Source organism: Novosphingobium sp. (assembly GCF_040079535.1).
Classification (GTDB): domain Bacteria; phylum Pseudomonadota; class Alphaproteobacteria; order Sphingomonadales; family Sphingomonadaceae; genus Novosphingobium.
In genome coordinates this window covers 1-22,040 of record NZ_JBEBKB010000018.1, presented here as the reverse complement: position 1 = coordinate 22,040, position 22,040 = coordinate 1, and the positions used below count along the sequence as shown (strand labels likewise).

The window sequence follows — 22,040 nt, the reverse complement described above, 5'->3', positions numbered from 1 at the left end:
CGGAATTTGAGATGCAGTTATGCCCGAAATGCCTGTGGATGGAAGGGGGGCGGCACACTTCCGAAATCGCCCGGCAATCCCTATATGCTCAGCATGTCCGAAACACCTGAAAACCTGCCAAACGCCAACGCCTATGGCGCCGATCAAATCAAGGTCCTCAAAGGGCTCGACGCGGTGCGCAAGCGCCCCGGCATGTACATCGGCGATACCGACGATGGCAGCGGCCTGCACCACATGGTGTTCGAAGTATCCGATAATGCGATTGATGAGGCTTTGGCCGGCCACTGCGATCTGGTGCTGATCGAGATTAATCCCGATGGATCGGTTTCGGTCGAAGACAATGGCCGCGGCATCCCGACCGGGATCCACAGCGAAGAAGGTGTTTCCGCTGCTGAGGTTATCATGACCCAGCTGCACGCCGGCGGGAAGTTTGAAAACACCAGTGACGATAACGCCTACAAGGTTTCGGGCGGGCTTCACGGGGTTGGCGTTTCGGTGGTCAACGCGCTGTCAGAATGGCTGGAGCTGACGATCTGGCGCGATGGTGAAGAACACTGGATGAAATTTGCCTACGGCGATGCGGTGGGTCCGTTGGTTGTGCGCGGCCCCGCGCCTGCTGGAAAGAAGGGCACCCGGGTAACATTCCAGGCTTCGGAAGAGACCTTCAAGAACGTCACCGTCTATGATTTCGAAAAGCTGGAGCATCGCTATCGCGAGCTGGCCTTCCTCAATTCTGGTGTGCGGATCCTGCTGCGCGATCTGCGGGGCGAGGAAGCGAAAGAACATAACCTGTTCTATGAAGGCGGGATTGGGGCTTTTGTGGGCTATCTGGATCGCAACAAGGTGCCATTGTTGCCAGATCCGATCGCGATTTCATCTGAGCGTGACGGGATCGGGATCGAAGTGGCCCTGGAATGGAACGATTCGTATTACGAAAACGTCCTGTGCTTTACCAACAACATTCCCCAGCGCGATGGCGGCACCCACCTGGCAGCATTCCGCGCCGCGCTTACCCGCACGCTAAATAGTTATGCCGAAAAATCCGGGCTGCTCAAAAAGGAAAAGGTCAGCCTGACCGGCGAAGATATGCGCGAAGGGCTGACCGCGATTGTCTCGGTCAAATTGCCGGACCCGAAGTTCTCGTCGCAGACCAAGGACAAGCTGGTTTCATCCGAAGTGCGCCAGCCGCTGGAAAGCCTGATGGCTGACAAGATGAGCGAATGGCTTGAGGAAAACCCTGCCCATGCCAAGGCGGTGGTCGGCAAGATCATCGATGCCGCAGCTGCCCGCGAAGCCGCCCGTCGTGCGCGCGAACTGACCCGCCGAAAGGGCGCGATGGATATTGCCAGCCTGCCCGGCAAGCTGGCCGATTGCCAGGAGCGCGATCCCGCCAAGTGCGAGCTGTTCCTGGTCGAAGGCGATTCGGCTGGCGGCAGTGCCAAGCAAGGCCGTGATCGTGCGATCCAGGCGATCCTGCCGCTCAAAGGCAAAATTCTCAACGTTGAACGCGCGCGATTTGATCGGATCATCTCGTCCAAGGAAGTGGGCACGCTGATCCAGGCGATGGGTACCGGGCTGCGCGATGAGTTCAACCTTGAAAAACTGCGCTATCACAAGATTGTGATCATGACCGACGCCGATGTGGACGGCGCCCATATTCGCACGCTGTTGCTTACCTTCTTCCACCGCCAGATGCCCGATATCATCCGGGCCGGGCATCTCTTCATCGCTCAGCCGCCGCTTTATAAAGTAAGCAAAGGCCGCAGTGAGGTGTACCTGAAGGACGCGCGCGAACTGGACGAATATCTGGTCGAAGCAGGCCTTGCCGGGCGCGTGCTGGAAAGCGCTGGCGGCGCGCGTTCGGGTGCCGATCTGAAGGTGCTGGTCGATCATGCAGGCCGGATGCGCAGCCTGATGGGCTTCGTGTCCAAGCGCTATGATCCTGCCGTGATCGAAGCGCTGGCGATTGCCGGGGTTTTTGCGCCCGATCTTGATCAATCGGCACGCGAAGCCGCGTTGCAGCGCGCTGCCAGGCTGATGGGCCTGACTGACCGTGAAGCGGTGTGGAGCGCAGGCCTGCGCGATGATGGTTCGGTTTTGGTCCAGCGGCTGTGGCGCGGGGTGACTGATGCTTTCCCGATTGAGGCAAGCTTCCTGACCAGCGCCGAAGCACGCAAGTTGGCGCGGCTTTCTGCTGAACAGGCCGATGCCTATACCGGCGTTGCCCGGCTGGTGCGCAGCAGCGGGCAGGTGGAAGAAGCCCCTGCCGAAGTGGCCGCCGAAAATGCTGTTGAAATGGGCGACGATCAAACCCGGCAGGCACCACGCGGCGACGGCAAGAACGAAGGCATCGCCCGCCCATCGCAGCTGCTCGAAACGGTTCTGGCCGGCGGGCGCAAGGGGCTGGCGATCGCGCGCTACAAGGGCCTGGGCGAAATGAACGCAGAGCAATTGTGGGAAACCACACTGGATCCGGCTGCCCGGGTGCTGCTCCAGGTCAAGGTTGAAGACGCCGACGTAACCGATGAAATCTTTACCAGGCTGATGGGCGACGTGGTTGAGCCGCGCCGCGATTTCATTCAGGAAAACGCGCTCAACGTGGCGAACCTGGACGTCTAGTTCCTGTTTCATTCAAGCTGAAATTGGCCACCACCGGCCCGGCAGTGTTTCCACGTAAGTGGAACAGGCTTTTGAGGCTTATTCGGGCTGCGGTTCCGGGAAGAATTTTCCGATCACGTCCTGCGCCAGCCGCGCGGGGCGCAGCGTTTCAGCATCAATGCAGCACCAGCTTGATTTGACCTCGGCCAGCACATCCTCGCCGCGGCGGATGATCGTTTCGTAATAGGCCCGTGCGCCGTGAAACTTTTCAAGCAGCACCGTGGCGATCACCTCGTCACCCAGAAATGTGGGGCGGCGATAGGTGATCTCGTGCTTCAGCGCGACCCACAGATGCGCCGCTACCGCTTCAGCCGGGGCCAATGCCCGCCAGTGATCGATCACCGCATCCTGCACCCATTTGAGGTAGGAGGCGTTGTTGACATGGCCCATGAAATCGATGTCGGCTGGATCGACCGGGATCGGGACGAGATAAGGCAGGGGCTTGTTCACACCACTGTTAGTAATGCGTCTTTGTTGCAATTTCCAGACTGTCTGCGGTGAACGCCGCGAATATTCAGGCAGCGCGCAGCGTGCTGAGCCCCTTGGCCCCGCGATCCGCCCCCGAAAGGCCATCGAAAACGGCATCGATGATCCGGGCCAGCTTTTCTGTGCTGAGCTTTGGCATGACCAGTTCCATCATGCCGATGTTCACATAGACGCTGACCATCTGGTTTATCAGACTGATCGCCTCGTCCACGTCGAGGTCGGCAAAATGGCCATCGGCCATCGCTTCGCCGATAATCATCGCCAGATAGTGATCGCCCAGATCGACATAACCGCGGATCAGCTCGAAATTCTCCTTGCCCAGCTCTACATAGCTGGCAAAGGCCACCGGATCGCGTTCCCATTCGGTCATCATCCGGGCAAAACGGCGGGCATAGAATTCGTACATCTTGCGGCGTGGCGGCAGGTCTGATGCGACCACTTCTTCCATGATCTCCACCTTGGGCTGAAACCAGTGTTCGGCCACGGCCTCGATCAAAGCCTCTTTGCTTTCGAAATAGCGATAGAGGTTGGCCGCCGACATTCCGGCGCGCGCGGCGATTTCGGTCACGGTCATCGCGCTGCTGCCTCGCTCTTCGATCATGTCGATGACATGGCCGATCAGCGCTTCGCGCCCAGCCTCGATGTCGGTTTGCGGTCTTGCCATGCCGTGTTTCTCCCCAGCGGCTTGCTTGTTTGAAGCGATATAGAATGCCTTGTCCGAATTTTCAATAAACTGTCTTAGTTGATTAATACGCAAGGGTGTGGGTAGGCATGCCGACATGATCAGCCCAAACCCCACGCGATTGCGATTCGCCCGCCTGCTTCCTGCTGCCGCGCTGCCCTTGCTGGCGGCGTGCATCACCCCGGCCGCAAATTATGCCGCCGCGGCGCCGCAGCCCGTTACGGTTGGAATTGTCGCGATAAACGATTTCCATGGTGCATTGGAACCGCCGAAAACCTCAGTTCTTGTGCCCAATAACAAGGCTGATGTTTTGCAGCTTCCAGCCGGCGGTGCCGCCTATCTGGCCAGCGCAGTTGATAGCATCAGATCCAGATACCCCAATCACCTGACCGTTGCGGCCGGAGACCTGATCGGCGCAACGCAGCTTTCCTCGTCGCTATTTCTCGATGAGCCGACGATCGGGGTGATGAACCGGATCGGGCTTGATTTCAATGCCGTGGGCAACCACGAATTTGATCGCGGCCGCGATGAGCTGAAGCGTAAGCAAGACGGTGGATGCCGCCAGCTCACCCCGCTCAAGCCCTGCCGGATCGAGCAATTTGCTGGGGCCAAATTCAAATTTCTGGCTGCCAACAGCATCGAACCTAATGGCAAAACCCTGTTCCCGGCCAGCGCGATCCGCAGCTTTGGGACCGGCAAGGGTCAGGTCAAGATCGGCATCATCGGGATCACGCTGAAGGAAACCGCCGATCTGTCATCGCGCGAAGGCTTGCAAGGCGTCACCTTTGCTGACGAAGCCGATACGGTGAACGCGCTTGTTCCCCAATTGAAGGAGCAAGGGGCCGATGGAATCGTGCTGCTGATCCATCAGGGCGGCTATACCAAGGGAGAGCGCCCCGATCCGCAAGGTTGCCCCAATCTTACCGGCGGAATCCGGGCCGTGCTGGATCGGCTTGATACCCGAATTGATGTGGTGGTTTCGGGCCATACCCATTGGTCCTATGTCTGTGACTATGCGCAGTTCAATCCGGCCAAGCCGTTTCTGCTGACCAGCGCCGGGGTGTTTGGGCAAGTGGTGACCGATATAACGCTGGCAATCGATCCGGTCGCCGGCCGGGTTGTGGCCAAGCGGGCCCGCAATCTGGTGGTGCAAAGCGAAGGCTATGCAAACCGTAATGGCCGGATCGAACCCAATGCGCTGTTTCCGATCTTTGCCGCGCGCAGCGATGTGGCGGCTTATGTTCAGCTGTATTCAGATGCAGCCAAGATCGAAATTCAGCGGCCGGCCGGCAAATTGGCCGGTGAGGTTTCACGTCCGGGTGGGGATTTCGCCAACACCGGGGGAACCCTTGGCAGTCTGATTGCCGATGCCCAACTGGGTGCTACCCGCAAATCGGGTGCCCAGATCGCCTTCATGAATCCGTTTGGAATTCGTGCGCCGCACACGCTTGTTCCTGGTCCAGACGGAATGCTGACATTCGGGCAGCTCTATGCGGTTCAGCCCTTCGACAATGCCTTGATCACACAGTCGCTTACCGGGGCCGAGCTTAAGGCAGTGCTGGAGAACGGGTTCGATGATCTTCAGCCCAAACAGGTGCTGAGCGCATCATCCGGGTTCGTGTTCAGCTATGATCTTTCACGTCCCGCAGGGGACCGGGTCGTTGCAATGACCTTGAACGGCCAACCAATCGATCCAGCGGCAACGTACCGGGTAACCACCAACAGTTTTCTGGCCAACGGCGGTGACAGTTTTTCCGCGCTGGCCCGATTGCGCGATGCCGTGGTCGCCCCGATGAACGATATCGCGGCGCTGGAATCCTGGCTTGGCGGAGATGTACCGCGTGCCGTCCCCAGCGATGTTCGCGCGATTGAAATAAAGCACTGAGGCAAAAAAGGGGCGGCGCTTTCACGCCGCCCCTTCATTTTGGGTGTTGCCCGCAAGTTTTAAGGAGCCTTGGCCCAGACCTGATCGGCGGTCATCCCGGTCAGCGCAGCGTCCTTGCTGGCCATTTTGTAGAGCGCACCATCGGCAACCGCCCAGACCGATTTGTCGGCCGTCAGCAAGATCCGCTTGCCATCAGAATACCAGGCCCATTTGCCTTTGGTCGATGCTCCGGCGGCGTCGGTCATTTCCGCGCTCATATCGGCGCCCAGGGTCAGCTTGGCGGTGCCGCTGGTGTAGCTGCCTTCGGGTTTGACGGTGCCTTTGGGATCGGCTGGAAGTGCCGGAAGGGCTGCTGCTGCCTCGCTGGCGGCCACGGCGGTATCGGTGACGGCAGCTTCGGGCTCCTTGCCCTTGCAGCCGGCGACCAGGGCCAGCGCGGCCAACGGGAGAAGAACTTTACGCATTGATGCAACCTCCTGAAATCTGCCCGGAAAACGAATCCGCGCAAGTGGTCGGACTATAGCTTTCGCAGGGCGTGCGCCAAACGAATTGCGATCAGCCGCGCCAGGCTTCAAGATCGTGGGGGCCAGGGGACAAATCCAGAGGTCCGCCGAACATAGTCGGCATAGCCCGGCCGGTTCTTGTTCAGACCTTTTTCAAGCAACGGCTTGCCCGACCAGCGGGTGAGGGTGAAAGTCAGAAACAGCGGGCCGATCAGGCTGGCAAGCGCGATCCCGCTGCCACTTTCGCTGGCCACCAGCCAGATCCCCCACCAGACGCAGGCATCACCAAAATAGTTGGGGTGGCGGGTGTAGCGCCACAGGCCGGAATCCAGCACTTTGCCCTTGCTGGCAGGATCGGCACGGAACGCCTTAAGTTGTGCATCGCCCAGCGTTTCAAACACCATCCCGGTCAGCCACAGCACAAATCCGGCCCAGGCCAGTGTCCCGATCGGGGCAGGCTGGGTGCCCGCCAGAATGCCCAGCTGGGCCGGCAGGCTGGTGATGAACAACAGCAGCGCTTGCGGACCAAATACAACCTTGAACGCAGCGCTGCCATAGCGGCCCTGCTCACGCGCTTTGCCCAACATTCTGGCATATCGCGGATCTTCGCCGTGCGCACGCCAGCGCGTGTAAAGATGCAGCGCCAGACGCAAGCCCCAGATCGCGGTCATCGCCAGGATCAGCCCGGCGCGCGGGCCTGGATCGGCCAATTGCAGCCAACTGGCCGCTGCCAGCACCACCATGCCAAAGCCCCAAACGGCATCGATGAATGAAACATCATCGATCCGCACTGCGATTGCGCACAGCAGAACCATCATCACCGCATCGACAGCCAGGTTGATTGTCAGCATTTCAAGCATGGGTAGCGCTCCGTTCCTCAACAATCGCGGCTTCCAGCAGGGCCCAGCGCGGATGCCCGGGCATGACCGATTGGTAATAGGTCAGCAGCTTTTCAAGGTCTGCGGCATAATCGCCGCTGGGCATGATGGCCGGGCCGATCCCACCGCGGCCGGTCTTGTTTTCTACCCAGGCCGGCACCAGCGGGACCCCGGCCTTGTGGGCGATGTGATAGAAACCTGATCGCCACGGCCGCGTTGCGCTGCGGGTGCCTTCGGGGGCGACGACCAGCGCCAGATCTTCAGCGGTGGCAAAGGCATCGACCACCTGATCAACATAATTGCGGCCCTTGGCGCTGCGATCAACCGGAACCCCGCCCATATCGTACATGAACCGGGTCATCGGCCATTTGAACAGGGTGTGCTTGCCCATGAAGCTGGGTCTGATTCCCAGTTCTGTCACGGCACCAAGGAAAAATACGAAATCCCAATTGGAGGTGTGCGGCACACCGATCATCACGCAGCGTCTGGGTGGCTGGTTGGTTTCGACCAGGCGATAACCCCGCCGCCGGTACAGCGCAAAAATCAACCGCCGCATCAGGCGTGAGAGCAGCGATGGCTCTGCCGTCTTCATCCAAGGCTCTCCCGTGGCACCCATTGGCTGGGGCCGTTTTGCGGTATGCTAATCACTAGCGCGGCGGAAAGCCACGTCCCTTTTGAACCTATCCGTTGCGATCCTAAAATCCGGCACCGCCGGGCCAGCCCGGTGCCGCCAGGCCCATCACCTTGAACAACACACCCATCTGGCCTTCGCCAACCAGTCGGTCCTTGGCCAGATCAAGCGCTGCGGCGTGTTCAGGCGCGATCTGGGCCAGGGCCTGGGCGCGGGCGTCGATCCCCAGGTTCCTCAGCCACCGGCCCTGCGCGGCCGTGCCCAGCCAGCGTACCCCGCGCGATTGGGCGATCGGCGCCAATGTGGCAAAATCGACATGGGCGGTCAGATCGGCCTCACCGGGGAGGATGAATGGATCGACTTTCAAATGATCGCGCACGGCTTGCAAGCTGGATCCATCGCGCAGCTGATCGTGCCCATAATCGATGAACAGCGCCGCGCCGCCCTGATCCTTTAGCCGGCCCGCTACCTCGTAAACCACCGCCGCCGCGCCGGGGCAGGTTTCGATGATTGCGCCAACCTCTGCCTGACGGCGTGCTTCGGGAATGGCTGCATCCATCGGCTGGCTGCCGGCCACACAGACGAACCGCCCATCTTTTCCAGCGCCATCTGGCACCACCATCCGTTCGCGCCAGCCATCGGCAGTCATCACCAGCTGGCGGACCGGCAGCGCATCGAGAAATTCGTTGGCGACGATCAGCACCGGGCCATACATCGGCACAGTAGAAAGATCGTGGTGCCACTGTGCCCCCGGCACATTGGCCAGCTGAATATCCTTCAGCGCGGTTGAAGCTTCAACAAAATGGATTGAAGGCTCAAGCCCATAGCGCCGCGCCGCACGCAGGGCATCGACTGCCAGGGTGCCACGCCCGGGGCCCAGTTCCACATAGTGGACCGGCTCCTCGCGGCCGGCATTGATCCACATATCAGCCAGCCACAGCCCGATCAGTTCGCCAAACATCTGGCTGATTTCGGGTGCGGTGACAAAATCGCCGGCTTCACCCAGCGGATCGCGGCTGGAATAATAGCGCGCGTTGGCCTCGCCCATATAATGCATCAGGCTGATCGGGCCGGTATTGCCAATCAACCGCCGGAAGATTTCGCCCAACGGTTCGCTGTCTGCCGCCTTGCTCATGCCGGGGTCATTCGGGAATGGGCGGGATGCTGTTCAATTCTGGGCGCGAAATTGCCCGGATCGCAAAGAACAGCCCGGCTGCCAGCAACGGCAAGGTCAGCCATTGGCCCATCGACATTCCGGTGCTGCGGGCAAATTCCTGAAGCTGGGCATCAGGTTCACGGTAAAATTCAACCATGAACCGGGCCAGCGCCATCCCGGCGGCAAAGATCCCCACCAGCAGGCCCGGCTTCCACCGCGCGCGGGTCCGCCAGAACAGGTACATCAGCACCGCGGCCAGCAGCAGGCCTTCAAGCCCGGCTTCGTAAAGCTGGCTGGGGTGGCGCGGCAGATCGCCGGCGCCAGGAAAGATCATGGCCCACGATACATCGGGCCCGGCGACCCGGCCCCACAGTTCGGCGTTGATGAAATTGGCCAAGCGGCCAAAGAACATGCCAACCGGCACCGCCACCGCAACATAATCGCAAACCCGCAAAAAGTTGAGCTTGCCCCGCCAGCAGACCCAGGCGATCGCCACGACCACCCCGATCAAGCCGCCGTGAAAGCTCATCCCGCCGTTCCACAGCTTAAGCAGTTCGCCGGGTTGACCCCACAGGCTGGGCAGGCCGGTATCGCCGCCTGTATAGAAAGTGGCATAGCCCAACCTTCCGCCCAGGATCACGCCCAGCGTGCCATAGAAGAACAGATCATCGGAATGGCGCTGCGCCATTGGCGCGCCGGGTGCCCTCAAGGCCTTTGATACGTGCCAATAGGAAAAGATTATCGCCGCCAGATAAGCCAGGCTGTACCAACGCAGCTGAAATTCGCCCAGCGGGGTGGGCAGCGAAAACAGATAGTGCTTCAGGCCAAAATCCTGCCAGTTCAGCGGCGCATCGGCAGCTGCGGCGGCAAGGCCTTGCAACGATAGTGACAGCAACAATTCAACCCCCTAGGAAAGGTTACGCCGCGCCTTGTGGCACAGCGCCAAAGGATAGACAAACCCCCGTGGCGCGATTGGGAACAGGATTTGGAAGAGCGGAAAAGGGCCGCGCTTTCGCACCATAAAAACAAAGAAGGATGCCGCATGGCCAGCGAACTCGACAATGCCCTTACCAATGTGGTCGATCGGCTGACCGCGCCCGGCGCCATGCTGGAAACCGTTCCATACGAACGCTTTGGCCGCCAGCTGCCGCTGCTCAAGAATGCGCCGCCGACGCTGCCGGCGCTGTTCGCGCATTTCTGTGCGCAGCACGGCGAGGCTGAATTTCTGGTCGATGGCCCGATCCGCACAACCTTTGCCGGGGCCTATGAAGCAGCCCGCACCATAGCGGGCGGGCTGGTGGCCGGGCATCAGGTGCAAAAAGGGGACCGGATCGGGATCGCCGCGCGCAATTCAACCAACTGGATTATTGCCTATATGGCCGCCGTGATGGCCGGCGGCTGTGCCACTTTGCTCAATGGCTGGTGGAGCGGTGATGAAATGGCCGCCGGGATTGATCTGGCCGGGTGCAAATTGGTTCTGGCTGATGCCCAGCGCGGCGCGCGGATTTCCGATCTGGGCCTGGCCACCAGAGTGGTTGAATTCTCGCACGATTGTTCATGGCGGGAAGGGCTGGCTGCGCTGCTGGCTAACGGCGGCGGCGCGGATACGCCGCTGCCGGATCTGACCGGTGATGATCCTGCCACGATCCTGTATACATCGGGATCGACCGGCCTTTCCAAAGGGGCCTGGTCCGATCATCGCGCGGTGGTGCAAGGGACGTTCAGCTTTGTGGGTCAGACGCTGATGGTGTTGACCCATATGACCGACAAGGGCGAGGCACCCAGCGTGCAGCCCTGCAGTCTGGTCAATGTGCCGCTGTTCCATGTGACGGGAGAGGTTCCGCTGTTCCTGCAAAGCTTTGTGATCGGCCGCAAGCTGGTGATGATGCCGAAGTGGAACGCTGAAGAGGCGATGCGCCTGATCGAGGCTGAAAAGGTTACCTACTTTGTGGGCGTGCCCTTGATGAGCTTTGAGATTGCCACCCACCCCAACCGCGAAAACTATGATCTGACCAGTTGCACAGCCTTTGCCGCTGGCGGTGCGCCGCGGCCGATCGATCATGTGGGCAAGATCAAGGAAGCCCTGCCGCACGCCTTTCCGTTGCTGGGCTATGGCCTGACGGAAACCAACGCCGTGGGCTGCGGCAATCTAAACGAAAATTATATGGCCAAGCCCGGATCGACCGGCACGGCCAGCAAGCCGCTGGTTGAAATTGGCATTCTTGACGATGAAGGCGACCAGCTGGATTCGGGCCAGGTGGGCGAAGTTTCGATCCGCTCGATCTGCAATTTCAACGGCTATTGGAACAACAGCGAAGCAACCCGGCAGGCGATCATGCCCGATGGGTTCTTCCGATCAGGCGATCTGGGTTATCTTGATGCGGACGGCTATCTGTTCATAGTCGATCGCAAGAAAGACATCATCATCCGCGGCGGCGAAAATATCAGCTGCATCGAAGTGGAAGAGGCGATCTATGCCCACCCCGATGTGGCCGAAGCCAGCGTGTTTGGCATGGCGGATGAAAAGTTCGGCGAACTGCCAACCGGCGTCTATCTGGCCAAGGACGGGCGCGAGGTCAGCGAGGAGCAGTTGCGGGCATTTTTGCTGACCCGGATTGCAGCATTCAAGGTGCCGGTCCGGCTGTGGCAGGAACGCGAGACCCTGCCCCGGCTTGGCACCGAAAAGGTTGACAAGCGCACGCTCAAAGCCCGTTACCTGACAGTGTGGGAAAGCGAGCAGAAAGCAGGGGCGTGAGCCGCATCCAGAACCAGCGCGCGGTGATTGACCGGCGGGTGATGGCGGCTGCGATCACGGAACTGGTCGAAGCCAACGGCGCTGCCAAGGCCCGGCCCAAAATTGTCGAACTGCTGCGCGGGGCGCTGATGGCGGGCCGCGAAGAGATTGCCCGGCGGTTGGCGCTGCATCCTTCGGCCGGGCATGATAGCGCCGAGGCCCAGGCCTTTCTGGTCGATCAGTTGATCCGGCTGATCCACGATCACGTGACGGGCGATCTTTACGCCGCGCACAACCGCACTTCGGGTGAGCGCCTTAGCATCATGGCAGTAGGGGGCTATGGCCGCGGCGAGATGGCGCCGCATTCTGATGTTGATGTGGGCTTCATCACGCCCGGCAAGCAAACCGCCTGGTGCGAACAGGTGATCGAGGCGACGCTCTATTTTCTGTGGGACCTTGGGCTTAAGGTAGGCCATTCCAGCCGCAGTCTGGACGATATGGTGCGGATGGCGAAAAGCGATCTGACAATTCGGACTGCGCTTTTGGAAGGGCGCTATGTCTGGGGCGATCAGGCGCTATTCGATGATGCCCAGCGCCGGTTCTGGGCCGAAGTTGTCGCCGGGACCGAGCGGCAATACGTGGCGGAAAAGCTGGCCGAACGCAACGAACGCCACAAACGGCTAGGCGATAGCCGCTATGTCGTCGAACCCAATGTCAAAGAGGGCAAGGGCGGTCTGCGCGATCTCCATACGCTCTACTGGATCGGCAAATATATCCACCATGTGCGCGATGTTTCCGAACTGGTCGATGTCGGACTGCTCAGCGCCAGCGAATACCGCGCCTTTCGCCGGGCTGAGAACTTTTTCTGGGCGGTCCGCTGCCACCTTCACACCATTACGGGCCGGGCCGAGGACCGGCTGACTTTTGACCAGCAGCGCGAAGTGGCGGCGCGGATGCAATTTGCCGATCGGCCAGGCAAAAGTGCGGTCGAACGGTTCATGCAGTACTTCTTTTTGCAAGCCAAGCGGGTTGGGCACCTGACCGGGCTGTTCCTGGCCCAGCTTGATGAGCAATCCGGGACGAAGGCCCCGCGCGGACTGCTGGCAGGGTTCCGCGCGCGCAAGCGCAACCTCAAGGGCTATGTTGTCTATGGCGGCAAGATTACGGTGCCTTCTGACACCTGGTTTGCCGAAGATCCGGTGCGTCTGATCGAAATATTCGTACTGGCCGATGCCAACAGCCTTGAAATCCACGCTGATGCGATGCGGATGGCGCTGCGCGATGCCCGGATGGTCGATGGGCTGCGCGATGATCCCCGCGCCAATGCGCTGTTCCTTGATCTGCTGACCAGCCGCCACGATCCCGAAACCGCACTGCGCTGGTTCAACGAAGCTGGCGTGTTTGGCCGGTTCGTGCCCGATTTCGGCCGGGTCAACGCGCAAATGCAGTTTGATATGTATCACCATTATACGGTGGATGAGCATACGATCCGCGCAGTTGGCCTGATGGCCCGGATCGAAAAGGGCGAGATGAAGGGCGAACACCCGCTGGCCACCGGGATCGTCCACAAGGTGGTCAATCGCCGCGCGCTTTATGCCTCGATTCTGCTCCACGATATTGCCAAGGGGCGGCGCGGCGATCATTCGGTGCTGGGGGCCGAAGTTGCGCTGAAGCTGTGTCCGCGGCTGGGACTGAGCGAGGAGGAAACCCACCTTGTGTCCTGGCTGGTCGGCCAGCACCTGCTGATGAGCGCGGTGGCATTCAAGCGCGATCTGGCCGATTGGAAGACGATCACCGATTTCGTGGCGCAAGTGCAATCGACCGAGCGGCTGCGGTTGCTGGCGATGCTGACCATCGTTGATATCCGTGCTGTTGGTCCGGGCGTGTGGAACGGCTGGAAGCGCCAGTTGATCCACGAGCTGTATGATGCGGCCGAAGAACGCCTGCGCCTGGGTCATGTTCAGCACGGGCGTGAACACCGCGTGGCGGCCAAGCAGACGCAAGTGGCCGAGCGGCTGGGCAAGGCCAAGGGGCTGGTCGGCAAATACGCCAAGCAGTTTGGCGATGCCTACTGGATCGCCGAACCCGACGATATCGTGGCGATGAACCTGATCCAGCTGGATCGGGCCAAGGGTGCCGCGCTTGATGTCCACTGCGAGTATTATGCTGCCCGCGGGGCGACACTGGTAACGGTGATTGCAGCCGATCATCCCGGGTTGTTCTACCGGATCGCCGGCGGCATTCATCTGGCCGGCGGCAACATCATCGATGCACGGATCCACACCACGCGCAGCGGCATGGCAGTCGATAATTTTCTGGTCCAGGATCCGCTCGGCCGGCCGTTTTCGGAAAGCGCACAGCTGGCCCGGATCAAGACCATGATCGCCGATGCGCTGTCTGGCCGGGTCAAGCTGGTTGCCCAGCTTACGGCGCGCCCCAATGCCCGTCCGCGCGCCGATGCCTTCGATGTGCGGCCCAGCGTAGAATTCGACAGCACCGCCTCAAACCGCTTTACCGTGGTGGAAATCAACGCCCGCGATCGCCCGGCGCTGCTCAGCCGGTTGGCCCGGGCGCTGTTCGAAGCCAAGCTGATGGTCCATTCTGCCCACATCGCAACATACGGCGAACGCGCGGTCGATACGTTTTACGTTACCGACCTGCTGGGTGAAAAGGTTGATGCAGGGGCGCGGCTGAAAGCGGTCGAGAAGCGGCTGCTTGAGGCGGCGGATGAAGAGAGCGTTGAGGTGGCGGCTTAATGTGCTGTCCCGGGGCGGACCCGGGACAACGAACTACCCGATCAGCGCCTCGGCAATCTGCACCGCGTTGAGCGCGGCGCCTTTGCGCAAGTTATCGCCCACCACGAAAAGCGCGAGGCCATGCGTCACGGTTCGATCGGCCCGGACGCGGCCGACGAACACCGGGTCTTTGCCGGTTGCCTCCAGCGGGTTGGGGCAAGCGCTAAGCACCACGCCGGGGGCCTTGGCCAAGAGTTCGAGCGCGCGTGCGGCGCTGATCGGGCGTTCGAATTCAACGTTGAGCGATATCGAATGCCCGGTGAACACCGGCACTCGCACACAGGTGCCCGATACCGGCAAGCCCGGGATGTCCAGGATCTTGCGGCTTTCATCGCGCAGCTTCAGCTCTTCCTCGGTATAGTCATCCTCGCCCAGAACATAGTTCACCGGCACCACATTGTGCGCGATAGGCACGGCCCACTTTTCAGCTGCGGGCAGCAGATCGTCATGCCCGCCCGCGGCCAGCTGCGCTGCCGAACTGCCGACATGCGCCAGCTGGCTGGCCAGAACATCGATCCCTGCCTGTCCGCCCCCGGATACGGCCTGGTATGTACTGGCCACGATCCGGATCAGCCCGGCCTCATCATGCAGCGGTTTCAGCGCCGGCATCATCGCCATGGTGGTGCAATTGGGGTTGGAAATGATCCCCTTTGGCAGATCGGCCATGGCATGGGAATTCACTTCGGCCACCACCAGCGGCACTTGCGGATCGGACCGGAAGGCGCTGGAATTGTCGATCACGATTGCCCCGGCGGCGGCAACCTTGGCTGCCAGGGCTTTGGAAGTTGCGCCCCCAGCGCTGAACAGAACGATATCCAGCCCGGCATAGTCGGCAGTCGCGGCGTCTTCCACGGTCACGCTGTCGATCACCTTGCCGGCTGAGCGCGCCGAGGCGAACAGCCGCAGCTGCTTGATGGGGAAGGTCCGCTCTTTCAGGATTGCCCGCATGGCCGATCCAACCACGCCGGTCGCGCCGACGATGCCCAGATTGAGCTTTTGTCCGGGGGTGAAACGATGAACCATGATGCTACTCTTTCAATTGGGGAGAGCAAAGCGGGGGTTGTTCTGATCCTGAACTGGATGCCCCGCCTGCTCTTCGCGGGGCGGGTTGCCGGGTGCCTTAGTTACGCATCCCCACAACCGGTCCCGCGCATGCGGTCGGTTTGGTGGTAATGGTCATGATCGGCATGATCGACATAGAGCGCGCTCCTAGCCCGCACTTTGCGCAATGGCAAGGCCTTTGCTGCGGTGCAGCGCGAAAGGATCGTGCGTCAGGCGCTCCGGAACGCATTGGTAATCGGATACCGGCGATCGCGCCCAAAGTTCCGGGTGCCCAGTTTGACCCCCGGCGGGGCCTGACGGCGCTTGTATTCGGCGATGTAAAGCAGCCGCTCGATCCGCACCACCACATCGCGGTCCAGCCCTTCGGCGACCAGTTGATCGACGCTCTTTTCGTGTTCGACCAGGCCGAGCAGGATCTTGTCGAGCACCGGGTATGGCGGCAGCGAATCTTCGTCCTTCTGATCGGGGCGAAGTTCGGCCGATGGGGGCCGGGTGATAATCCCGGCCGGCATCACCGGGCCGTCGGGGCCAAGCCCGATCTTTGGCTTGTTCTGATTGCGCCATTCGCTGATCGCAAAGACGGTCATCTTGTAGGCGTCTTTCAGCGGGTTGTAGCCGCCGGCCATATCGCCATAGATCGTGGCATAGCCTACGCTCATCTCGCTTTTGTTGCCGGTGGTCAGAAGCATCGGGCCAAATTTGTTGCTGAGCGCCATCAGGGTAACGCCGCGGATCCTCGATTGCACGTTCTCCTCGGTGATATCGTATTCGGCATCGGCAAAGCTGCCCGCCAGCATTGTATCAAACGCATCGACCGCCGGTGAAATCGGTATCGTGTCATACCGGCAGCCGATCATCCGGGCGCATTCGGTGGCGAGATCGAGACTGAGCTGGCTGGTGAACCGGCTGGGCAGCATCACGCTCCACACTCGGTCCGGCCCCAGCGCATCAGCGGCAATCGCGGCGCAGATCGCACTATCGATCCCGCCCGACAGGCCCAGCACCACGCCGGGGAAACGGTTGCGATCGACATAATCGCGCAGCGCCAGCACCATCGCGCAGTAAATGTCTTCGGGGTGTTCGGCCAGCCGTTCCGCCGCGCCAGCAGCGCAGACCCAGCCGCCATTTTGACCTAGGCCGGTGCGGGTCCAGCGGGTGGTGACTTCCTGTTCCACCCAATCAGCCATCTGCACCGCGACCGAACCATCGCTGCCCACCACAAAGCTTGCGCCATCAAACACCAGTTCATCCTGCCCGCCAACCCGGTTCAGGTAGGCCAGTGGCAGCCCGGTATCGGCAGCGCGGCGCCGCGCCACGCCTTCGATCCGCAAGGTATCCTTATCGATTTCATAGGGGCTGCCGTTGATGCAGATCAGCAGCTCTGCCCCGAAATCCGCCAGATGCCGGCAAACATCGGGGTGCCACACGTCTTCGCAAATCGGCAGGCCGATCATCACGCCCCTGAACCCGATCGGTTCGGGTAGGGGGCCGGGCTGGAACAGGCGCACTTCATCGAAAGTGCCATAATTGGGCAGCTCGTGCTTTAGCCGGATCGCCGCAACCTTGCCTCCATCCAGCAGCGCCACGCCGTTGTGCAATGCGCCATCGACCACGAAGATCGAGCCGACCAGCATCGCAGTTCCGCCGTCCGCCGTCACCTTGGCCATCGCCTCCAGCAGTTCGGCTGCGCGGGCGACGAAGGCGGGCTTGAGCACAAGGTCTTCGGCCGGATAGCCAACAAGCTGCATTTCGGGGAACACCACCAGATCGGCCCCGGCCGTCTTGGCCCGTTCGCGCGCGGCCAGCATGGCCTTGGCATTGCCGGCAATATCGCCAACGGATTGGTTGAGCTGAGCGAGCGTGATGGAAAGGGTATCGACCATTGTGCTTTCCTAGGGCCAAGGAACGCGTTAGCCAATGGACGATAGTGGAGGAGAGTAAGCCCGATGTTTGAACAAGCCTTTGCAGCTGCCAACCTACCCGGTGCAGTGGGGATGATTGTGGACCGCGATGGGGTGCGCTTCAGCGAAGGTCACGGGGTGACCGACATCGCCAGCCAGAACCCGGTAAAGGTAGACACCCAGTTCCAGATCGCCAGCATGACCAAGGCCCTGGTCAGCCTGGCTGCAATGCAACTGGTAGAGGCGGGCAAGCTTGATCTTGATGCGCCGATTGGCGCGGTGCTGCCCGATCTGGCCGATCCGCAGGTGCTGACCGGATTTGATGGGGATGGGAAGCCGCAATTGCGCCCTGCCGCGCGGGCAATCACGCTGCGCCATTTGCTGACTCATACTGCGGGGCTGGGCTACTTCTTCATTCATCCGCAGGTGCTGCAATACTTTGCCGCCGTGGGCATGCCTTCGCCAGGATCGAAGGCATCGATCCGCATGCCTTTGATGTACGATCCGGGGGACAGTTGGGAATATTCTGTAGCAACCGATTGGGTCGGTCTGGCCGTGGAAGCCGCCACGGGGTGCAGCCTGGGTGAATATATGGCGCAGCATGTCTTTGCCCCGCTGGGCATGACACGGACCGGGTTTTATGGCGCATTGCCCGAAGGCGCGGCGCAGGTTCATACCCGCGATGAAAGTGGCGTTTTGAAACTCCAGCCGATGTTTCTGGGCGGGGGCGAATTTGAAATGGGCGGCGGCGGACTGATCGGCACAGCGCCTGATTACGCCCGCTTTGTGCGCGCCATGCTGCGCGGGGGTGAGCTGGATGGAAACCGCGTGTTGAGCGCGGCCGGCGTGGCCGAAATGGGGCGTAATCAGGTGGCCCCATTGCGCGCGGGATATATGGGCAGCGCCATGCCCAATCTGGCCCAGCCTTATGATACCTTCCCCGATCAGCACACCGGCTGGGGGCTGGGCTTTTTGATCAACCCGGAAACCGGACCAAATGGGCGCAGCCCCGGCAGCCTTGCATGGGCCGGGATCTTCAACAGCTATTACTGGATCGATCCGGCCGCCGGGCTGGGCGGCGTGATGATGAGCCAGCTTTCACCATTTGGCGATCCGGGCGCCTTGGCGTGTTTTGGAGCGCTGGAGCGGATGGCTTACGCGTGATGGCGCTGTTCGGCCTGGGCGGCAGTAAGCCGCTGACGCTGACGCCTTTTGCCGAAGAACGGCCGCGCACCTTTATGGCGATTTTGTGCGATGGCTTTGTCGCCCGCAACGTCTCCTCGCTCAAAGGGTTGGTAACAGAACTGCGCACCCTGCAGGCGGCACATCCCGCCCAGCGGGTGTTGGCCACACTCGATGATCTTGAACAGGCTTGCTACACTTGCGGACATACGACACTTTCGAACCAACTGGACGAGATCGAGGGGCATGACCTTGCTGGGCTTGACCCCGAAGCCTTTGAAGCCGGAGAGCATCGTGGTTATCTTTCAACCCCATCGGAATTTCCAATCCGATTGGCCAATTTGCTGGCCCGCGCCCAAGGACTATCGCTAGGCGATCTGACTGGCCTATTGTTCTGGTCAGAGCCGGGCATGGCCAACGATCCGGTCACCATCAACCGCCAGGCTGAAAAAGCCCTCGATCTGGCCTTGGAACGCGCAGTGCTGATCCAGCTTGTGCCAGTGGGATCTGCTGCCGAAGCACTTGCGGCCCTGCCCAACGGCTATTTCACCTCTGATCTCAACCCGATGCAGAACTATGCCTTGGCCGCGCACTTGCACGAAAAATTTGGCCTGGAACTGTTCGGGATTGGCTCGCGCTTCCTTGGCTTCTGGCGGAACCAGCCGCTTTCTGAAGATCTGGCCAAAGAATTGGCACAAGATCTGGTGCCAATTTACGGCGAAGCTCCCGCTGATGCTGCCGAAAGTCTTGCGCAGGTGCTGCGCGGCAAGGACGTGGTCCTTGTTCGCTATACAGAAACCTGAAGTCTCCCTGGCGTAACCTACTTGTTCTTCAAATTGTCCAGCCCGCGCACCACGCCGGTCTTTTCGCTGGGCTTGGAGGCGTTTGTCTTGACCTTCTCGGCCTTGGGCTTGCGCACTTCGCGGCTCGATTTTTTCTGCGATTTGGCCATTGGATTATCCTTCTATGGCAGACCTTGGTCTGGCGGCGTAGATCAGGCTGTTGGACAACCAACGCAATTGGTGCGCTGAAAACCCCTTTCTTATATGGGGGAAAAGGCGCGCGAATGTAAGGGGAGGAACTAGGTCTTGACCCTGGGCCGCTAGATATCGCTGTAAAGCCCGCCGGGCTGGGTTTCGATTGCCGGAACCGCACCCAACTGATCCACCCAATCGAGCGCTGAGCGGTGCCACAACTGCAAGGCCGGAGTGAACTCGCGGGCTTGATTGCACGATCCCAGCCGCAGCGATGCCGTTTGCGGTGCGGCGTCTTCGGTGCCGTAAAGCGGGGTAGAACAGGTTGCGCAAAAATGCAGCCGCCGCCACGCGCCAGTGGTACCCTGCTTGCGATAGGCCTTGGGCGTACCGCGCAGAAAAGTGAGCTGATCCAGCGGCACCGGCACGCCCCACAGGAATGCGCCGCCGCCCATCACCTGGCAATCGGTGCAGTGGCAGATCACGATCCGAGCCGGATCAATCTCGGCCTCCCAGGCGATTTCGCCGCAGTGGCACTGGCCGTCGATCTTCATTCGGCGGCCTGCGCCAGCGGTGCGATGCAATAGGGTTCGGGACGCACGCTTTCCGACCATGAAGCCACCCGGTGAAGCCGGCGCAGCGACGCACCGATATCGGCCGAAACGCCGTAGTGGCTGGTCCCGAAATTGTCCCAGATCGCCACGTCACCCGGTTCCCATTGGTGGCGCACCTGAATTTCCGGGATCCTGGACATTTCGTTGGCCAGCTTTATCAGCGCTTCGGACTGGCTCGTCTCATAGCCCTTTATCCGCTGAACATAGGCATCGCCCACCATCAGGCAGGGTTTGCCGGTGGCATGATGGCGCACGACAGCCGGATGTACCGCGTGTTCGCGGTTGGCGATGATCTTCTCGACAATCGTTGGATCGCCAAAATCATGCCGCAACATCAGATAGAGTGAATCATGCTCAATCTCGATGCTTTCAAACAACAATTTGAGCCCGAGCGGCAGCCGTTCATAGGCTGAAACCATGCTGGCCCACATCGTATCGGCGCCAAATGGGACCTGTTCAGCCTGCAGGATTGACATGATGTTGGGATGCTTGCGCGAAAGCACATCGTGGTGCCAAAGATCGGTGGTCGCCTTGGCCTGATCGGTATTAAGCCGCTCGATCACCACCACTTCCGGGTGGCCCTCATCGGCCTTGGTCGGGGCAAAGGTATGCTCCTCCAGCCGATCGCCATAGGCCAGCGCAACGCGCTTCATGGCTTCGAACGAGAGGTTCTGGCCGCGCCCGAACAGCACGCCGTAGTGCCACAGCGCATCGCGCAGTTCGGCCAGTCCGCTTTCATCCAGATCTGCCAGATTGCAGCCTTCGATCCAGCCGCCGATTACCGGAGTGCGCGGCACGATCCGAAAGCTGGTGTAATCGCGGGTTTCAAGGCGCTGCAGCATGATCGTCTCCGGGTAAAGCTTGTGATTTTCCCTTCGATAGCAATGATCCGGTAGCATGATTTGACATTTCGGGACGTTCTTTTAGCTTTTCGGGACAAATATGTCCGAAACTGCTGCCTTTACCCGTGCCGGGGTTCTTGATGGTTTTGCTGCCGCTGCGCAGGCCGGCGGCCTTGATCCTTTTGCTTTGCTGGCGCGTCATGGGCTTCCTGCTGGCGCGCTGACGGACCGCGAATTGCGTTTACCGGCCCGGGCGGTGGTGCTGCTGTTAGAAGATGCCGCGCGCGAATCCGGCATGCCCGATTTTGGGCTGTCCATGGCTGATGTGCGTGGTTTTGCGACACTGGGCGCAGTGGGTTTGGCGATGCGTGAACAGCACGATGTGCGCGGTGCGCTCGATTGGTTGATGCGGTTCGGCTGGGTTCAGACCGAAAGCGTACAAATGCACCTCGAGGAACATGCCGGCGTGGCGATTATCGAGATTGTGCTTGCGCCGGGGATGCCCATCGGTGGGGCGCAATCGGTCGAATTGTCGCTGGCCTCGGTTACCCGTTTGCTCAAGGGGCTGCTAGGCCCGGATTGGTGGCCCGAGATGGTGCTGTGCAGCCACCGCCGCCCAATAACCGTAGCCGCGCATTTGCGGCATTTCGGGCTGGTGCCGGTGTTCGGCGCAGAACGCAGCGGATTGGTGCTGCGCCGGGCCGAGCTTGATCGCGCGATTGCCGGAGCCGATCCGGGAATGGCGCGCGAACTTGAACGCTATCTGGGTCAGGTGGCCGGAACCCGCCGCCGCAGCCACGCCGACAGGACCGGTGAAATCGTCCAGCAATTGCTGCCACGCGGCCAATGCCAGGTTGACCGGGCCGCGCGCAGCTTCGGCATTGATCGCCGCACGCTCCACCGCCGCTTGGCGCGGGAAGGGACCAGCTTTTCGGCGATTGTCGATCAGGTTCGGCGCGATCTGGTCGCGGGTTACCTCGAAGCGGGGGTTCATTCGCTGACTGAAATCGCCGAATTGGCCGGGTATTCGAGCCTGAGTGCCTTTTCGCGGTGGCGG

The 22,040-nt window shown here is 60.8% G+C and carries 19 protein-coding genes; 7 read left to right on the top strand and 12 right to left on the bottom strand.

The features are described 5' to 3' along the window. The first annotated feature begins 93 nt into the window (after window positions 1-93). Complete coding sequence (gene gyrB, locus ABL914_RS07805; protein WP_391562613.1) at window positions 94-2,619, top strand: DNA topoisomerase (ATP-hydrolyzing) subunit B; 2,526 nt, start codon at window positions 94-96, stop codon at window positions 2,617-2,619. 78 nt (window positions 2,620-2,697) lie between these two features. Here gyrB and ABL914_RS07800 read toward each other — a convergent pair whose 3' ends face one another. Next, window positions 2,698-3,108, bottom strand: coding sequence for an acyl-CoA thioesterase (locus tag ABL914_RS07800; protein WP_391562612.1), 411 nt, complete (start codon window positions 3,106-3,108; stop codon window positions 2,698-2,700). 64 nt (window positions 3,109-3,172) lie between these two features. After that, window positions 3,173-3,808, bottom strand: coding sequence for a TetR/AcrR family transcriptional regulator (locus ABL914_RS07795; RefSeq protein ID WP_391562611.1), 636 nt, complete (start codon window positions 3,806-3,808; stop codon window positions 3,173-3,175). 115 nt (window positions 3,809-3,923) lie between these two features. Between ABL914_RS07795 and ABL914_RS07790 the strand changes: the two genes are divergently transcribed. Beyond that, window positions 3,924-5,711 carry a bifunctional metallophosphatase/5'-nucleotidase gene (locus tag ABL914_RS07790; protein WP_391562610.1) on the top strand — a complete coding sequence of 596 codons (1,788 nt, stop codon included), beginning with the start codon at window positions 3,924-3,926 and terminating at the stop codon, window positions 5,709-5,711. Window positions 5,712-5,770: 59 nt separating this feature from the next. Here the strand turns inward: ABL914_RS07790 and ABL914_RS07785 are convergent, their stop codons facing one another. From ABL914_RS07785 to lgt, 5 genes are all read right to left on the bottom strand, one after another. Then, window positions 5,771-6,175, bottom strand: a complete 405-nt coding sequence (locus ABL914_RS07785; RefSeq protein ID WP_391562609.1) for a hypothetical protein — start codon at window positions 6,173-6,175, stop codon at window positions 5,771-5,773. A gap of 107 nt (window positions 6,176-6,282) precedes the next feature. Then, window positions 6,283-7,074, bottom strand: coding sequence for a DUF1295 domain-containing protein (locus ABL914_RS07780; RefSeq protein ID WP_391562608.1), 792 nt, complete (start codon window positions 7,072-7,074; stop codon window positions 6,283-6,285). Continuing rightward, window positions 7,067-7,684: a 1-acyl-sn-glycerol-3-phosphate acyltransferase gene (locus tag ABL914_RS07775; protein ID WP_391562607.1), complete on the bottom strand. Its 618-nt coding sequence runs from the start codon at window positions 7,682-7,684 to the stop codon at window positions 7,067-7,069. Before ABL914_RS07775 ends, ABL914_RS07780 begins: the two co-directional genes overlap by 8 nt. Before the next feature lie 103 nt (window positions 7,685-7,787). Further along, window positions 7,788-8,858: a class I SAM-dependent methyltransferase gene (locus tag ABL914_RS07770; RefSeq protein ID WP_391562606.1), complete on the bottom strand. Its 1,071-nt coding sequence runs from the start codon at window positions 8,856-8,858 to the stop codon at window positions 7,788-7,790. A 7-nt stretch (window positions 8,859-8,865) separates the two neighbouring features. Next, window positions 8,866-9,771 (bottom strand): prolipoprotein diacylglyceryl transferase, encoded by a 906-nt coding sequence (lgt, locus tag ABL914_RS07765; RefSeq protein ID WP_391562640.1) that lies wholly within the window; start codon window positions 9,769-9,771, stop codon window positions 8,866-8,868. 150 nt (window positions 9,772-9,921) lie between these two features. Between lgt and ABL914_RS07760 the strand changes: the two genes are divergently transcribed. Together ABL914_RS07760 and ABL914_RS07755 are read left to right on the top strand one after the other, a co-directional pair. Further along, a complete protein-coding gene (locus ABL914_RS07760) occupies window positions 9,922-11,634 on the top strand; it encodes a class I adenylate-forming enzyme family protein (RefSeq protein WP_391562605.1) in 1,713 nt (570 codons plus the stop codon). A gap of 41 nt (window positions 11,635-11,675) precedes the next feature. Further along, entirely contained in the window at window positions 11,676-14,369 is a 2,694-nt protein-coding gene (locus ABL914_RS07755) for a [protein-PII] uridylyltransferase (RefSeq protein ID WP_391562639.1), read from the top strand. Window positions 14,370-14,402: 33 nt separating this feature from the next. Here ABL914_RS07755 and ABL914_RS07750 read toward each other — a convergent pair whose 3' ends face one another. Further along, window positions 14,403-15,431 (bottom strand): aspartate-semialdehyde dehydrogenase, encoded by a 1,029-nt coding sequence (locus tag ABL914_RS07750; protein ID WP_391562604.1) that lies wholly within the window; start codon window positions 15,429-15,431, stop codon window positions 14,403-14,405. Between the two features lie 248 nt (window positions 15,432-15,679). Then, entirely contained in the window at window positions 15,680-17,353 is a 1,674-nt protein-coding gene (locus tag ABL914_RS07745) for an NAD+ synthase (RefSeq protein ID WP_391562603.1), read from the bottom strand. Window positions 17,354-17,416: 63 nt separating this feature from the next. Here ABL914_RS07745 and ABL914_RS07740 point away from each other — a divergent pair, with 63 nt between their 5' ends. Both ABL914_RS07740 and ABL914_RS07735 read left to right on the top strand, forming a co-directional pair. Next, window positions 17,417-18,535 carry a serine hydrolase domain-containing protein gene (locus tag ABL914_RS07740; protein WP_391562602.1) on the top strand — a complete coding sequence of 373 codons (1,119 nt, stop codon included), beginning with the start codon at window positions 17,417-17,419 and terminating at the stop codon, window positions 18,533-18,535. Further along, window positions 18,535-19,356, top strand: coding sequence for a hypothetical protein (locus ABL914_RS07735; RefSeq protein ID WP_391562601.1), 822 nt, complete (start codon window positions 18,535-18,537; stop codon window positions 19,354-19,356). The genes ABL914_RS07740 and ABL914_RS07735 overlap by 1 nt, the downstream gene beginning before the upstream one ends. A 17-nt stretch (window positions 19,357-19,373) precedes the next feature. Here ABL914_RS07735 and ABL914_RS07730 read toward each other — a convergent pair whose 3' ends face one another. From ABL914_RS07730 to ABL914_RS07720, 3 genes are all read right to left on the bottom strand, one after another. Next, a complete protein-coding gene (locus ABL914_RS07730; RefSeq protein ID WP_391562600.1) occupies window positions 19,374-19,505 on the bottom strand; it encodes a hypothetical protein in 132 nt (43 codons plus the stop codon). 150 nt (window positions 19,506-19,655) lie between these two features. Next, window positions 19,656-20,081 carry a GFA family protein gene (locus ABL914_RS07725; RefSeq protein ID WP_391562599.1) on the bottom strand — a complete coding sequence of 142 codons (426 nt, stop codon included), beginning with the start codon at window positions 20,079-20,081 and terminating at the stop codon, window positions 19,656-19,658. Next, complete coding sequence (locus ABL914_RS07720) at window positions 20,078-20,983, bottom strand: TauD/TfdA dioxygenase family protein (RefSeq protein WP_391562598.1); 906 nt, start codon at window positions 20,981-20,983, stop codon at window positions 20,078-20,080. Before ABL914_RS07720 ends, ABL914_RS07725 begins: the two co-directional genes overlap by 4 nt. 100 nt (window positions 20,984-21,083) lie before the next feature. On the opposite strand from ABL914_RS07720, the gene ABL914_RS07715 reads away from it, so the two are divergent. Further along, on the top strand, window positions 21,084-22,040 hold a 957-nt coding region (locus tag ABL914_RS07715), incomplete at its 3' end, for an AraC family transcriptional regulator (protein ID WP_391562597.1).

Bases quoted from the DNA above. Each gene is read 5' to 3' on its own strand.
- ABL914_RS07790 (WP_391562610.1), top strand. From the start codon at position 3,924: ATGATCAGCCCAAACCCCACGCGATTGCGATTCGCCCGCCTGCTTCCT.
- ABL914_RS07735 (WP_391562601.1), top strand. From the start codon at position 18,535: ATGGCGCTGTTCGGCCTGGGCGGCAGTAAGCCGCTGACGCTGACGCCT.
- ABL914_RS07745 (WP_391562603.1), bottom strand. From the start codon at position 17,353: ATGGTCGATACCCTTTCCATCACGCTCGCTCAGCTCAACCAATCCGTT.
- gyrB (WP_391562613.1), top strand. From the start codon at position 94: ATGTCCGAAACACCTGAAAACCTGCCAAACGCCAACGCCTATGGCGCC.
- ABL914_RS07785 (WP_391562609.1), bottom strand. From the start codon at position 6,175: ATGCGTAAAGTTCTTCTCCCGTTGGCCGCGCTGGCCCTGGTCGCCGGC.
- ABL914_RS07755 (WP_391562639.1), top strand. From the start codon at position 11,676: ATGGCGGCTGCGATCACGGAACTGGTCGAAGCCAACGGCGCTGCCAAG.
- ABL914_RS07760 (WP_391562605.1), top strand. From the start codon at position 9,922: ATGGCCAGCGAACTCGACAATGCCCTTACCAATGTGGTCGATCGGCTG.
- ABL914_RS07775 (WP_391562607.1), bottom strand. From the start codon at position 7,684: ATGAAGACGGCAGAGCCATCGCTGCTCTCACGCCTGATGCGGCGGTTG.
- ABL914_RS07720 (WP_391562598.1), bottom strand. From the start codon at position 20,983: ATGCTGCAGCGCCTTGAAACCCGCGATTACACCAGCTTTCGGATCGTG.
- ABL914_RS07750 (WP_391562604.1), bottom strand. From the start codon at position 15,431: ATGGTTCATCGTTTCACCCCCGGACAAAAGCTCAATCTGGGCATCGTC.
- ABL914_RS07780 (WP_391562608.1), bottom strand. From the start codon at position 7,074: ATGCTTGAAATGCTGACAATCAACCTGGCTGTCGATGCGGTGATGATG.
- ABL914_RS07730 (WP_391562600.1), bottom strand. From the start codon at position 19,505: ATGGCCAAATCGCAGAAAAAATCGAGCCGCGAAGTGCGCAAGCCCAAG.
- ABL914_RS07740 (WP_391562602.1), top strand. From the start codon at position 17,417: ATGTTTGAACAAGCCTTTGCAGCTGCCAACCTACCCGGTGCAGTGGGG.
- ABL914_RS07770 (WP_391562606.1), bottom strand. From the start codon at position 8,858: ATGAGCAAGGCGGCAGACAGCGAACCGTTGGGCGAAATCTTCCGGCGG.
- ABL914_RS07795 (WP_391562611.1), bottom strand. From the start codon at position 3,808: ATGGCAAGACCGCAAACCGACATCGAGGCTGGGCGCGAAGCGCTGATC.
- ABL914_RS07725 (WP_391562599.1), bottom strand. From the start codon at position 20,081: ATGAAGATCGACGGCCAGTGCCACTGCGGCGAAATCGCCTGGGAGGCC.